The sequence below is a fragment of the Planococcus rifietoensis genome, assembly GCF_001465795.2.
GTDB classification, from domain to species: Bacteria; Bacillota; Bacilli; order Bacillales_A; family Planococcaceae; genus Planococcus; species Planococcus rifietoensis.
This window is the reverse complement of sequence record NZ_CP013659.2, coordinates 1,516,092-1,528,758: the sequence shown is the minus strand read 5'-3', so window position 1 is coordinate 1,528,758 and position 12,667 is coordinate 1,516,092. Positions and strand designations below refer to the sequence as shown.

The 12,667-nt window shown below is 48.8% G+C and carries 16 protein-coding genes; 14 read left to right on the top strand and 2 right to left on the bottom strand.

What is annotated here, in order from left to right; genetic code table 11:
- Positions 1-295: 295 nt before the first annotated feature.
- From AUC31_RS07535 to AUC31_RS07470, 14 genes are all read left to right on the top strand, one after another.
- On the top strand, positions 296-889 hold the full coding sequence (locus AUC31_RS07535) for a YpjP family protein (RefSeq protein ID WP_058380634.1): 594 nt from the start codon (positions 296-298) through the stop codon (positions 887-889).
- A 123-nt stretch (positions 890-1,012) separates the two neighbouring features.
- Entirely contained in the window at positions 1,013-1,954 is a 942-nt protein-coding gene (locus tag AUC31_RS07530; protein WP_058380635.1) for a thymidylate synthase, read from the top strand.
- Between the two features lie 19 nt (positions 1,955-1,973).
- Positions 1,974-2,471, top strand: a complete 498-nt coding sequence (locus tag AUC31_RS07525; protein ID WP_058380636.1) for a dihydrofolate reductase — start codon at positions 1,974-1,976, stop codon at positions 2,469-2,471.
- Complete coding sequence (locus AUC31_RS07520) at positions 2,464-3,183, top strand: lysophospholipid acyltransferase family protein (RefSeq protein WP_058380637.1); 720 nt, start codon at positions 2,464-2,466, stop codon at positions 3,181-3,183. The genes AUC31_RS07525 and AUC31_RS07520 overlap by 8 nt, the downstream gene beginning before the upstream one ends.
- Before the next feature lie 63 nt (positions 3,184-3,246).
- The gene (locus AUC31_RS07515; protein WP_058380638.1) at positions 3,247-4,086 is read left to right on the top strand and encodes a DegV family protein; all 840 of its coding nucleotides are present in this window, start codon (positions 3,247-3,249) and stop codon (positions 4,084-4,086) included.
- 29 nt (positions 4,087-4,115) lie between these two features.
- A complete protein-coding gene (locus AUC31_RS07510) occupies positions 4,116-4,913 on the top strand; it encodes a GDSL-type esterase/lipase family protein (RefSeq protein WP_058380639.1) in 798 nt (265 codons plus the stop codon).
- 13 nt (positions 4,914-4,926) lie between these two features.
- Positions 4,927-5,502, top strand: coding sequence for a YpmS family protein (locus AUC31_RS07505; RefSeq protein ID WP_058380640.1), 576 nt, complete (start codon positions 4,927-4,929; stop codon positions 5,500-5,502).
- Between the two features lie 16 nt (positions 5,503-5,518).
- Complete coding sequence (gene msrA / locus AUC31_RS07500; RefSeq protein ID WP_058380641.1) at positions 5,519-6,049, top strand: peptide-methionine (S)-S-oxide reductase MsrA; 531 nt, start codon at positions 5,519-5,521, stop codon at positions 6,047-6,049.
- Positions 6,046-6,471 carry a peptide-methionine (R)-S-oxide reductase MsrB gene (msrB, locus tag AUC31_RS07495; RefSeq protein ID WP_058380642.1) on the top strand — a complete coding sequence of 142 codons (426 nt, stop codon included), beginning with the start codon at positions 6,046-6,048 and terminating at the stop codon, positions 6,469-6,471. Before msrA ends, msrB begins: the two co-directional genes overlap by 4 nt.
- A 52-nt stretch (positions 6,472-6,523) precedes the next feature.
- The gene (locus AUC31_RS07490; protein ID WP_058380643.1) at positions 6,524-6,739 is read left to right on the top strand and encodes a YozE family protein; all 216 of its coding nucleotides are present in this window, start codon (positions 6,524-6,526) and stop codon (positions 6,737-6,739) included.
- Between the two features lie 69 nt (positions 6,740-6,808).
- A complete protein-coding gene (gene deoD, locus AUC31_RS07485; RefSeq protein ID WP_058380644.1) occupies positions 6,809-7,513 on the top strand; it encodes a purine-nucleoside phosphorylase in 705 nt (234 codons plus the stop codon).
- A gap of 103 nt (positions 7,514-7,616) precedes the next feature.
- Entirely contained in the window at positions 7,617-9,146 is a 1,530-nt protein-coding gene (locus tag AUC31_RS07480; RefSeq protein WP_058383632.1) for a lmo1851 family serine protease, read from the top strand.
- A gap of 63 nt (positions 9,147-9,209) precedes the next feature.
- Positions 9,210-10,091, top strand: a complete 882-nt coding sequence (locus AUC31_RS07475) for a CobW family GTP-binding protein (RefSeq protein WP_058380645.1) — start codon at positions 9,210-9,212, stop codon at positions 10,089-10,091.
- Positions 10,088-10,327 carry a hypothetical protein gene (locus AUC31_RS07470; protein WP_058380646.1) on the top strand — a complete coding sequence of 80 codons (240 nt, stop codon included), beginning with the start codon at positions 10,088-10,090 and terminating at the stop codon, positions 10,325-10,327. The genes AUC31_RS07475 and AUC31_RS07470 overlap by 4 nt, the downstream gene beginning before the upstream one ends.
- A gap of 54 nt (positions 10,328-10,381) precedes the next feature.
- Here the strand turns inward: AUC31_RS07470 and AUC31_RS07465 are convergent, their stop codons facing one another.
- Positions 10,382-10,942, bottom strand: a complete 561-nt coding sequence (locus tag AUC31_RS07465; RefSeq protein ID WP_058380647.1) for an alpha/beta fold hydrolase — start codon at positions 10,940-10,942, stop codon at positions 10,382-10,384.
- Between the two features lie 321 nt (positions 10,943-11,263).
- Positions 11,264-12,613: an MATE family efflux transporter gene (locus tag AUC31_RS07460; RefSeq protein ID WP_058380648.1), complete on the bottom strand. Its 1,350-nt coding sequence runs from the start codon at positions 12,611-12,613 to the stop codon at positions 11,264-11,266.
- Positions 12,614-12,667: the final 54 nt, after the last annotated feature.

Below are 12,667 nucleotides of genomic sequence, written 5' to 3'. Positions count from 1 at the left end.
TAAGCTTCGGAAAATACGGCTTCTTACCTTTCTCGACATAATAAAAAAATCTCCCAAAGCGGGAGATTTTTTTAGTCTGTAAAGGATAGCGAAGTCAAATACACAAGCATAAACAATAGACCCAATCCAATCAATAATGACGCGTCCATGAAAATTCCTCCTTTTTGAAAAAAACAAGGCGTACTTACTCGCTTTATTGTACAATGAAATGGAACAAGATGAAACCTTTCCACTTAAAAATCGTTTATTACTATAACTATCTTGACAAAATGTTCAAAATTGAGGGTGATGTTTAGTGAAGAGTTGGTGGCAGAAGTCCTTGATGGTTGCTGTAACGGTTCTGACGCTAGGAGCCATTACGCCAAACCATATGATTTGGGAATCCTTGCTCGATGAAGAGGATGGCCCAAAAACACATGCAAGCCAAGGGCAAACAAAAGAGTATACGCTTGAATGGATCGATCCTGCAGAATATTATGTGACGGCAGACTCAATTCTTGCCGATTTTCGCCAAGCCGCTGAAGAACAGTCCTACATAAAATTCGGATCGCGCATCGGCCCGGTGATCGACTCGGAATTCCGTACGCGCATTTTGCCGACGATCCAGGACGTGATCGACACGGAACTGGCCGGATACAGCAAAGACAGATTGCGCAATTTGACGATTTCCGAAAAACCATCCGGCGACCATGCCGAAAAAATTTTCCACGTCTATGACAAGGACAGCGGGCAAGATGAAATCCGCTTCCATGTCCGGACGGAGAAAAAACCGCTTGAAGGCTATTCATTCAATTTCCATTACCATTTGGCAAGCGATCAGTACCAGCGTCACATCAGCATCGGGGACATCTACTGGTCAAAAAATACACCGCCTAAATGGCTTTCCTGAAACCGTTATCACCATAACGGTTTTTTTTAATGCGCCCATTTCTTTCTTAAGATGTGATACTCTTAAAGTTTTTCTTATTCGAGTTGTTTTTGTTATGATGATACTAATAATGGAGGGAATTGCATGAAACAATATTTAGCGTTGTGTGAACATATTCTGGATCAAGGAGCCCAAAAAGAAGACCGTACGGGGACCGGGACGCTCAGCGTATTCGGGCATCAGATGCGTTTTGACCTGGCAGAGGGCTTCCCGCTCATGACCACCAAAAAAACAGCGTTTCGCCTGATCGTCTCGGAACTTCTTTGGTTCATTAAAGGCGACACGAATGTCCAAACTTTATTGAAAGATAATAACCACATCTGGGACGAGTGGGCATTTGCCCAGTGGGTCGAAAGCGATGAATACGACGGGCCGGAGATGAATGATTTCGGCCGGCGGGCACAGCGCGATCCGGAATTTGCGGAGCTGTACAAAAAGCAAATGACGCTGTTCCAGGAAAAAGTACTGGCAGATGACGAGTTTGCCAAAAAATACGGTGATTTGGGGCCGGTTTACGGCAAGCAATGGCGATCGTGGGCAGCGACTGACGGCGGCCAGATTGACCAGTTAAAAAATGTCGTTGAATCGATCAAAAACAATCCTGACTCGCGCCGCCATTTGGTAACGGCATGGAATCCGGAATTCATCGATGATATGGCGCTTCCGCCTTGCCATATCATGTTCCAGTTTTACGTAGCAGACGGTAAATTGTCGTGTCAGCTATACCAAAGAAGCGCGGACGTCTTTCTCGGCGTGCCGTTCAATATTGCGTCCTACGCACTTTTGACGCATCTTGTTGCGCAGGAATGCGGGCTCGAGCCTGGTGAATTCATTCATACGACCGGCGATACGCATCTTTACGTGAACCATTTAGAACAAGTGCAGGAGCAGTTGAGCAGAGAACCGAAAGCTTTGCCGACTTTGAACTTAACAGAAGGCAAATCGATGTTCGACATGGACATGGAAGACATTCAAATTGAGGGCTATGACCCGCATCCGCGGATCAAAGCGCCTGTTGCAGTATAACGGCCAAGGAGGAGAACTTATGATTTCATTGATGGTGGCGCATGACCCGAATCACGTAATCGGCAAGAATAACCAGTTGCCGTGGCATATTCCGGAAGATTTGGCATATTTTAAAAAACACACCCTCGGAAAAGGCATGGTAATGGGGCGCAATACCTTCGAGTCGATTGGCCGCCCTTTGCCGAAGCGGCGCAATGTCGTTGTGACGCGCAACACGGACTACACGGTACAAGGCGCCGACATCACCCATAACCTGGAAGATGCAATCGAATTGGCCAAAGAGCAACACGAGGAAGTGATGATCATCGGCGGTGAGCAGATTTTCCGTGAAGCCTTGCCGATCGCCGACAGGCTGTATATTACACTGGTCCACCAGTCGTTCGAGGGAGATACGTTTTTCCCTGAATACGGAAGGGAATGGAAGCTAGTATCGGAGTCTGAACGCCAACACTCGAACGGCATCCCGTATTCGTATTTGGTGTACGAACGAAACGCAGGGGGAGAGTCAGGTGATTAAGTCCGCCCGTACATTTTCTTATCTATTCGGCTATTTGCCGATTGCTGCTGCTAATCTGGCGAAGTTCAAAAAGCGCAAAACGGGCATGAGCCAAGAGGAATACAGCAAGCTGATCCATAGCGAACCCCAGAAATGGGCGTCTGGCATTATGAAGCGGACGGGCAGCCAGGTCGAAGTGAGCGGGCTCGATTATTTACCGGAAGGGCCCGTGTTATTTGTCAGCAACCACGAAGGCAATTTCGACATCCCGGTGCTGTTGTCGTCGATCCCGAAACCGTTCGGCTTTATTTCCAAAGAAGAAGTAAGGAAATTTCCGATCATCCCGTCTTATATGGAAGAGATGAATTGCGTATTCCTTGACCGCACCGATCGCCGAAGCGCGTTCAAATCCATCACTGATACCATCGGGAAGCTTCACGAAGGCCATTCCATCCTGATTTTCCCGGAAGGCACGAGAAGTAAAGGCCAGGGGCTCAAGGAGTTTAAAGCAGGATTCATGCGCATCGCGAAAGAAGCTGGCGTGCCGGTTGTGCCGATCGCCATCGAAGGCACATCGCGCATCATGGAGAACAACAATAACCAAATCCGCCCGGCCCGTGTAAAGGTTCAAGTGCTTGAACCCTTAACTCCACAAGAGCTGGACGCTGCGGGCGTGAAAGCGGCGCAGTTGGTCAGAAGCCGCATTGAACAAGCGTTGGCTGATGTTCAGTAGATCGTTTGTGTGAAAAGTTAATCCCATTAACACCCTATAAGCAGATGAAATGGAAGTGATCGAATGTCGAAAATTCACATTGTAACGGATTCGACTGCTGATTTGAAAGCAGAAGAAATAGAAGCTTACGGGCTTCACGTCGTGCCGTTGTCGATCCAGATCGGGGGCAAGACCTATCTCGACCGTGTCGATTTGGAACCGGAAGCTTTTCTTGAACTGATGAAGAATTCAGAGGAATTCCCGAAGAGCTCCCAGCCGGCGCCAGGCGTCTTTAAAGAGCTGTATGACGAACTCGGAAAGGATGGAAGCCAAATCATTTCCATCCATATGACCGGCGGCATGAGCGGCACCGTGGAATCTGCGCGCACCGCTGCGGAATTGACCGATTCTGATGTTACCGTCATCGACTCCCGTTATATTTCCCATGCCTTGACGTTCCAGGTATTCGAAGCTGCAGACATGGCGAAGCAAGGCAAAACGGTCCAGGAAATCGTCGAACGCGTGGAGCAAGTGCGGCGCAATACGAAACTGTATGTCGTAGTCGATACGCTCGATAATTTAGTCAAAGGAGGACGCATCGGCAAAGGCCGTGCGATGATCGGATCGTTCTTAAAGATCAAGCCGATTGCTTCGCTTGACGACGGCGAATACACCCCTGTCGCCAAAATGCGCAGCCATAAGCAAGTGGTCGATTATTTGGTGAAAGATTTTGCTGAACGCACAAAAGGCAAAGTGGTCAAAGGTGTCGGCATCGCCCAGGCAAACGGTCAGTCGATGGCCGAGCCGCTGCGCGAAAAAATCAAGGAAACCGGCTTTACCGCCGTACGCTATGATTTCACGACTCCGGTCATTTCCACGCATACGGGAATTGGCGCCATCGGGTTCATGTATTACACGGAGTAAATTAAAAGAATCATAAAGGAGAGACGGACGTGAAACGCATCCTGTATATTGTCATCGCTTTATCGATTGTGCTTGCGGGATGTGCTTCAACGTTCAATTTCGGTAAAGAAGAAGCGGCGCCGCGCTTGCCGGTGGAATTCACCCCTTACACGGTCCCGCCAAACTTCATCCCGCAAACTGTCATCATCACGGCCCTTGGCGATTCTTTGTCACAAGGCGTGGGCGATACGGAGAACCGTGGGGGCTATGCCGGCCGTCTGGCGCTCGAAATGGCGGAATGGCCGGGGGTGGAAGGCATCGCCCTTGAAAACACGGCGAAGCGCGGCAGAAGAAGCGACCAATTATTGGCGCTGTTCCAGCAAGGCAAGCTGTCCGGTCCGCTGCTCGCTTCGGATTATATTTTCATGACGATTGGCGGCAACGACGTCATGCGCATCGTCAAACGGGATTTGTTTTCGCTGAATATCGATGCGTTCACCGAAGAGTTAATTCTTTACCAGAACCGCTTCGAGACCATCTATGCATCCATCCGCTCGTTGAATCCATCCGCGCCGCTCATCGTCGTCGGCCTGTACAATCCGTTTTCACTGGTGACGGATGAAGTGGAGGAATTCGATCAAATTATCGCCTCCTATAATGGAGTCATGCAAGAGACAGTGGAAGACGATCCGCATGCCTGTTTCGTGCCCGTCAGCGATTTATTCGTCGGCAACGAAAATTTGGTATATCATACCGATTTCTTCCACCCGAACAGCAAAGGCTATGACCTGATGGCTGAGCGGGTATCTGAAAGAATGGGGCAATGCGGAATCAGCTTCCAAGGATAGGAGGTGAAAAAAGATGAAAAAATGGCGTTTTGCCTTTTTCGTGCTATTGGTGTTGAACCTTATTGCCGTCATTGGATTTTTCCTGTTCATTACAACACCATCCGATAATTTTAAGACTTACCAAGCGGAAAGCAGCCCGCCGCCTGAAGGCAATACAGTCGTCGTCAATACGACCAAAGCCGATTTTGAAGGCATTGCGAATACGTATATCGCTGATGCGATGGAAGGCCAGCCGATGCCCTTGCGCCTGTCGGTGACCGATAATGTCAGCTTGTCGACCGAGTTGACGGTCTTCGGGGTGACCTTGCCGATCCTCTTGACATTCGACCCGGTCGTGCTGCCGGATGGCAATTTGCTGTTGGAACAGCGTTCGGTCGAAGTCGGACGGCTCGACATACCCCCGGAATCAGCGTTAAAATTGCTTCGAGACTCCGTGGATCTTCCAGAATTTATGGAAGTACTGCCGAAAGAAGAGGAAGTCGTGTTGAATCTCACCGAAATTCCCATCAACGGCGGCGTTTCAGTACGCGCAACATCGTTCGACCTTGAAGAAGACGACATCCGTCTTTTAGTAACGATTCAGCCATAATGTGAGGAGGAGTAAGATGAAGACAGAAAAAGCGACATTTGCCGGCGGCTGTTTTTGGTGCATGGTACAGCCTTTTGATTCGCTCGAAGGCATCGAAGCGGTGGTCAGTGGCTATACAGGCGGCGATTTGCCGAATCCGACCTATGAGCAAGTCTGCACGAACATGACCGGCCATCGGGAAGCTGTTGAAATCACATTCCAGCCGGAGCTTTACCCTTATGAGCAACTGCTAGAAGTGTATTGGTCCCAGATCGACCCGACCGATGCGGGCGGCCAGTTTTTCGACCGCGGCGATTCTTATAAAACCGCTATTTATTACCATACGGAAGAGCAGCGGATTGCAGCTGAAGCCTCCAAACAGCAATTAGAGCAGTCGGGCAAGTTCACTAAACCGATCGCAACGGATATTTTACCGGCGAAGGAATTTTATCCAGCCGAAACGTATCACCAGGATTATTACGAGAAAAACCCAACGCATTATAACCGCTATGCGACAGGATCCGGTCGCAAGGCATTTATCCAAAACCATTGGGGGGAATCGAAATGAAAGACGATTTGAAAGCGAAATTGACGCCGATGCAATATCATGTCACGCAAGAAAACGGCACTGAACCGCCGTTCCAGGGCGAATTCGACCAGCATTTTGAAGAAGGCATCTATGTCGACATTGTCTCAGGCAAACCCTTGTTCAGCTCGAAAGACAAATTCGATGCACATTGCGGCTGGCCGAGTTTTGCCAAGCCGATCGAAGGTGAAGAAGTCAAAGAAAGCTTCGATACAAGCCATGGCATGAGACGGACTGAAGTGCGTTCTGCTTCAGCCGATTCACATCTCGGCCATTTATTCCCGGACGGGCCATCTGAACTCGGCGGCTTGCGCTATTGCATCAACTCCGCAGCATTGCGTTTTGTTCCGAAAGACCAATTGGAACAACAAGGTTATAGCGAGTATTTGCGGCTATTTGAATAATAAGGCAGCCTGGACTCCGGTCCGGGCTTTTTGCTGAAAGGAGGAGCCTCTCATGGAGCGCTCGTTTTATCAATTTGCATTGAAATACCGCGGCAAGCTTATACAGGATGAATATTCCCAATTTGCCGAGGCAATGTTTTTGGACCACAGCTTTCCGAAAATGAGTACGGATTTTCAGGAAATCTCACAATATGTCGAAGAGAAAGCGCATCCAGTTCTCCAAGCTTCCACATTCGACCGGATGTGGGAAGAATACGAGGCAGGTTGAGGCTCTTCATTGCACTTGTCTAAAAAAAACAGTATGATTAAATCGACTAAAATAAAGTGAGGTTTTATGATGAGTGTCCACATTAATGCTAAAAAAGGCGATATCGCCGATACTATTCTGCTTCCTGGAGACCCGCTTCGCGCGAAGTACATCGCGGAAACATTCCTAGAAGACGTAACATTGTATAACGAAGTCCGCAATATGTTCGGCTATACGGGTACATACAAAGGCAAACGCATTTCCGTTCAAGGAACGGGCATGGGTGTCCCGTCGATCTCGATCTATGTGACGGAATTGATGCAAGAATATGACGTGCAGAAATTGATCCGCGTCGGTACTTGCGGCTCGATCCATAAAGACGTTAAAGTGCGCGATGTCATCCTTGCACAAGCAGCTTCAACAGATTCGAAAATGAACGACATCATCTTCAACGGCATCTCGTATGCGCCGATTGCCAACTTCGATCTTCTGCAAAAGGCCTATGCAGCCGGGCAGGAAAAAGGCTTGAACTTGCGCGTCGGGAACGTTTTCACTGAAGACGTCTTCTACAACGAGCACGCAGAGCACGAAAAATGGGCACAATACGGAATTCTTGGCTTGGAAATGGAATCTTCCGCATTGTACACGCTAGCAGCGAAATTCGGCCGCAAAGCACTATCGATCTTGACAGTCAGCGACCATCTGTTGACTGGTGAAGTAACTTCTGCAGAAGAGCGCCAAACAACTTTCAATGATATGATTGTTGTGGCATTGGACGCAGCGATCCAAGACTAACAGGAAAAAAGACTGTCGAGGCAGTCTTTTTCTTTTAACCCCGCCAAGTTTCGGAGAATTTTTGAAACTTGCTGTCAGGTGAATGAAGAAAGTGGTGAAACATATGGACGAAAAGCGACCGGGCGAAGAACAGCAACCCGAAGCGCAGGCGGCAGAGGAACCAAAGTCGCATTTTATTCGAATGAAGACCTTCTATTTCATCATGCTCGTCTTTTTCTTGATTATCGCGACAGCGGGCATCACCGTTTTCGCTTTAACTTTCGGAGAAGATAAAGCAGTGGAAGTGAACAGCCCTGAGCGCCAGGAATTCCAGAAATTATATTCTGCTTACGATCAAATAGAAGCACAGTATTTTGAGGAAGTAGAACAGGAAGACTTGATCAACGGTGCCATCAACGGCATGGTGGACGCACTTGGCGACCCGTATTCCGATTATATGGATGAAAACGAAGCTGCCCAGTTTATGGAAGGCATTTCCTCCAGCTTTGAAGGAATCGGCGCAGAAGTCCAAGAGCGCAATGGCTATGTAACGGTGGTTTCACCGATTAAGAACTCGCCAGCTGAAAAAGCGGGCGTCTTGCCAAATGATCAGATATTGGAAGTTGATGGCGAAAGCATACAAGGGTTTTCTACGACCGAAGCGGTCATGTTGATCCGCGGCGAAAAAGGAACCGAAGTGACCTTGACGATCCAGCGCGGCGAAAATGCTGACCCGATCGAAATCACGATCGTCCGCGACGAGATTCCGATCGAAACGGTGTATGCGGAAATGGTCAATGACAAAGTCGCCCACATCAATATTACAAGTTTCTCTGAGAATACTTACGATGAACTGCAGGAAGCCATTGCTGAAATGGAAGAACAAGGCATGGAAGCAGCAGTCCTTGATGTGCGCCAGAATCCAGGCGGTTTGTTGAATACGGCACTCGATATTTCCAACCTCTTTATTGAAGAAGGCAAGGAAATGTTCGAAGTGCAGGCAAAAGGCGAAGAGCCTGAAGTGTATCTCGCTACAGGCGGCGACAAACTGGATATCCCAGTCACATTATTGATCGATGGAGGCAGTGCATCAGCTTCTGAGATTTTGGCAGGAGCGATGAGCGAATCCGCGGATGTTACCTTGGTCGGAGAGAAAACCTTCGGGAAAGGGACCGTCCAAACAGCGAATGACCTTTCGGATGGCTCGAACTTGAAGTTCACGACAGCTAAATGGCTGACGCCAGATGGCAATTGGATCCACGAAGAAGGCATCGAGCCGGACGAAGTGGTTCCATATCCAGAATATGCGTCCTTGCCGTTCCTCGATCCGTCAGTCGAATTGAAAGACGGCAGCATATCCGAACAAGTACAAACGGCAGAGAAAATGCTGGATGCACTCGGTTATGAAGTCGGCGAAATCGACGGCGTGTTCGAAGAAGAGATGGAGCAGGCCGTAACTGAGTTCCAGGAAGCGAACGATCTGGAAGCGGACGGTGTATTGACCGAAGACACGACGTATGCGGTCATGGACCAATTGCGCGAAAAGATCAATACGGAAGATCCACAGCTACAGGAAGCAACAGATATCCTGATGGAGCAGGCTGGCTTAACAACGGAAGAACCGGCTGATGAAGAAGCCGACACAGAAGAATAAGTTTGTTGAAAAGGCCCGCTTCCGGCGGGCCTTTTCTTGCATAATGAGAGAAAGGGTGAGTTGATGGTTGATGTGTATTTGTTCAGCGGATTTCTCGGCAGCGGGAAAACGACCTTGCTGAAAAAGATGATTATGGAATTTAAGGAAAAAGGCTTGAAGCCGGCCGTATTCATGAATGAACTCGGATCGATGAATTTCGATTCGGAAGAAGTCGGGGACGGGGTGCCGCTTAAGGAAATCCTGGATGGCTGCATTTGCTGCAGCGGCTCGGAAAAATCGGAAGCACAAATTCAGACTTTGCTCGCAGAGTCTGAATTCGATGTCTTGCTGATCGAAACGACAGGCGCGGCGCATCCCGTCGAGGCGCTCGACGCGATTTTCTCGCCTTTGTTTGCGGAGCGCTTGAATTTCCGCGGCATTGTCACCGTGGCAGACAGCAAACGCTTTTTAGAGCGCCAGCAATTGTCTCCGCAAATCCGCTCGCTGTTCATCGAGCAAATCCGCCACGCCGATTTATTATTGGCGAATAAAACGGATTTGCTGAGCGAATCGGAACAAAGCCAAGCTATTTTTGAGATCCAGCAAATCAATCCGACGGCGCGCATCGTTCAGACGGTCCATGCCAAAGTGCCTTTGAAATTGCTCGAATCCGTGAGCCCTGCACAGCGCGGGCCGGTCGAACAAGCACCGGTGTCAAAATTGAATCTGCAGACGAAGATCGTTTCATTTGATGAGCCAATCGAGCGCGAAGCGTTTGAAGAATGGCTGCGCAATTTGCCGGATACGGTCTATCGCATCAAAGGCTATCTTACGCTCTCAGGCCATAGCTATCCGCATTCTTTCCAATACGCTTACGGCATGGTGCAGTGGCTGCCAGAATACATGAAGCTGCGCAACCAGATTGTGCTGATCGGTGAAAATCTTGAAGAGTTGGTAATGCCATGATCGAGGCGTATAAACGATTATGGCCGGACCGGCAAGGGGTGCAGCGCATCACGACGCAAGACGAGTTGGAGACAAGCATACGCGTGGAACTGAACGACGAACTGACCCATCCGCGCGTCCGTAAATCAGTGGAAGAAAAGCTGGAGTTGGCGGTCGAACGAATTGGCGAGTCTGCGCTTATGGAAGAGGAAAAAACACAATTAATCCAGCTATATAAAAAACTTGCCGCTCAATGAGCAGCAAGCTGTTCAGGCTACCGGGAATTCTCCGGCAGCTTTTTTTATAAATTATCAGTCTCGACTCTCTGTTTTTCTGATTTCCGAGACAAGCCCGCTTATCCCATTTGGGAACAGGTGATCATTTCCGGGAAGTTTTCTCACTGTCGCATTCGACAGTTTCTCTGAGTATTTTTGTGAATGGCTGAAAGGGACAATGGGATCGCCAGCGCTATGGAAAAGAACGACTTCCGGTAAGGGATCAATATGAGAACCGAAATTCTCTTCCAGTAAAAACTCTTCGACTGCCCATTGCGAATTGATTTCCCAATACGGTGCTGCGACAGCGATGATTTTAGCAAATGACTTTCGAGGAGCTTGTTCTGATAAAAATTTAAACAAAACCGAACCTCCGAGTGAGTGGGTTATCACAATTGCGCCATCGTTCAATGATTCGATTTCTTTTTTTAATACGTGTTTCCAAGGCAAGTAATGCGGGTCTTCAGGGTAGGGCATTTTTGGTGCAATTACCTGATATTCGGCATCTAATTGTTGCTTCAAATACTGCAGCAGCCTCGAACTGCCTTCTTGCTCACCTTGTGGGCCAGCACTATGGATGAATAAAACTTGTTTCATTAGTTGAGCCTCCCGTCGTTTGATGTCGACTGCATTCAATCACTAAAAATAGTTTACTTTATTAATTCTCCGATCCAGCGGTTTTAAAACACAGCTATCTGTTCTAACCTTAAGAAATCCACTCAGTTGTATTTATCTTAACTTCCATCAAATAACTGGCCCATCCAATAAAAAAACACCTTTACACTGAGTTGCTGGTATTTTCATACCCGATTTTCAGTGAAAGGTGTTTTTTTTATGTTATATAGATAGGCAGTGACAGAATAATTCGATGGCTTTGATCTGGCCTTGATGCTTCTCACGGTTTGCCACTGCAAATTATCAGTGGCTAGCCAGTTTTTTCTGGATGATCAACAGGCGGATTGACAAAGTGATGGCGCCTGCAGTGAGTCCGGCGATCAGGCCGACCCAATACCCAAACGCGCCGAGATCGGTGAACGTGGCGAACAGGTAGCCAGAAGGCAGCCCGATGACCCAATAGGAAATGAGCGCCATGATGAATGTGATGTTGACGTCCTTATATCCCCTCAGCGCCCCTTGTACCGGAGCTTGGACAGCGTCCGATACTTGGAACAAAGCGGCGAAGATCAGGAACTGGACAGCCAGCCCGATGACGGCGGGGTCGGAGGAGTACAACCCGGCAATTGGTTCCCGCAAGAAGTAGAGGATGCCCGACGAAATGACACTAAGCGTTACGGCTGCACCGACGCCAAGCCAGCTGTATTGTTTGGCATGTGACGCACGTTTTGCCCCGACTTCAAAACCGACCAGAATTGTCGCGCCCATCGAAATGCTGAGCGGCAGCATATAGAGGAGCGATGCAAAGTTCAAGGCGATCTGATGAGCAGCGATGGTGATCGTGCCGTACACGGACATCATGAACGTGACCGCAGAAAAGATGCTCGTTTCGGCGAAGATTGAAATGCCGATCGGCACGCCGATGCCGGTGATTTCTTTCCATCTGCTTAGGGAAGGACGCGTCCATTTGCGGAAAATCCCGAATGACTTGAACGGTTCGTTCGTGTGGATTATGAATGCGGCAATCGCCAGCACGAGCCAATACGTGATCGCCGAAGCCATTCCGGCGCCCGGCCCGCCCAGTTCAGGGAAGCCGAAGTTTCCGAAGATTAGCAAGTAGTTGAAGAAGACATTGATCGGTGCCGACATCAACGTGATGAACATCGTCACGCGCGTGGCACCGAGTGCATCGATATACGAACGCAGCGCATTATAGGCGAACAGCGGCACCAGCCCTAAGCTCATCGCAAAAATGTAGCGGCTGGCTACGTCGTTGACCGCTGGCTCGAGGTCCATAAAGCCGAGCAGCCAATCGATGCCAAAGAAGAAGAAGGCGAAGACGATCGCCGCCAGGATGACCGCCAAGTAAATCCCTTGCTGCACGGCATCTTTCACGCCATCTTTTTTCTTGGCCCCCATCAATTGTGCTACAATTGGAGTAATGGACATGAGGATGCCGGCCAGTCCGATATACACCGGAACCCAAAAAGAGGATCCGATCGACACGCCGGCAAGATCCTCGGTCCCGTAGCGGGCGGTCATGTAAATATCGAAAAAAGTCACCATATACATAGCGACTTGGGTGATGAGAATCGGCAAGACGATTTTCATTAACAATTTAAGTTTTTCTTGAGTCGTTTTCGTTTCGTACATATGAATAGCCTCCCAATACACTTGCAATACCAAATAAATCGAGTATATCACACA

What these genes read in the sequence shown, in the direction of transcription:
- AUC31_RS07475 (WP_058380645.1), top strand. Translation starts at nt 9,210, where the DNA reads ATGGTTGATGTGTATTTGTTCAGCGGATTTCTCGGCAGCGGGAAAACG.
- AUC31_RS07505 (WP_058380640.1), top strand. Translation starts at nt 4,927, where the DNA reads ATGAAAAAATGGCGTTTTGCCTTTTTCGTGCTATTGGTGTTGAACCTT.
- AUC31_RS07470 (WP_058380646.1), top strand. Translation starts at nt 10,088, where the DNA reads ATGATCGAGGCGTATAAACGATTATGGCCGGACCGGCAAGGGGTGCAG.
- msrA (WP_058380641.1), top strand. Translation starts at nt 5,519, where the DNA reads ATGAAGACAGAAAAAGCGACATTTGCCGGCGGCTGTTTTTGGTGCATG.
- AUC31_RS07460 (WP_058380648.1), bottom strand. Translation starts at nt 12,613, where the DNA reads ATGTACGAAACGAAAACGACTCAAGAAAAACTTAAATTGTTAATGAAA.
- AUC31_RS07465 (WP_058380647.1), bottom strand. Translation starts at nt 10,942, where the DNA reads ATGAAACAAGTTTTATTCATCCATAGTGCTGGCCCACAAGGTGAGCAA.
- AUC31_RS07515 (WP_058380638.1), top strand. Translation starts at nt 3,247, where the DNA reads ATGTCGAAAATTCACATTGTAACGGATTCGACTGCTGATTTGAAAGCA.
- AUC31_RS07490 (WP_058380643.1), top strand. Translation starts at nt 6,524, where the DNA reads ATGGAGCGCTCGTTTTATCAATTTGCATTGAAATACCGCGGCAAGCTT.
- msrB (WP_058380642.1), top strand. Translation starts at nt 6,046, where the DNA reads ATGAAAGACGATTTGAAAGCGAAATTGACGCCGATGCAATATCATGTC.
- AUC31_RS07525 (WP_058380636.1), top strand. Translation starts at nt 1,974, where the DNA reads ATGATTTCATTGATGGTGGCGCATGACCCGAATCACGTAATCGGCAAG.
- AUC31_RS07530 (WP_058380635.1), top strand. Translation starts at nt 1,013, where the DNA reads ATGAAACAATATTTAGCGTTGTGTGAACATATTCTGGATCAAGGAGCC.
- deoD (WP_058380644.1), top strand. Translation starts at nt 6,809, where the DNA reads ATGAGTGTCCACATTAATGCTAAAAAAGGCGATATCGCCGATACTATT.
- AUC31_RS07480 (WP_058383632.1), top strand. Translation starts at nt 7,617, where the DNA reads ATGGACGAAAAGCGACCGGGCGAAGAACAGCAACCCGAAGCGCAGGCG.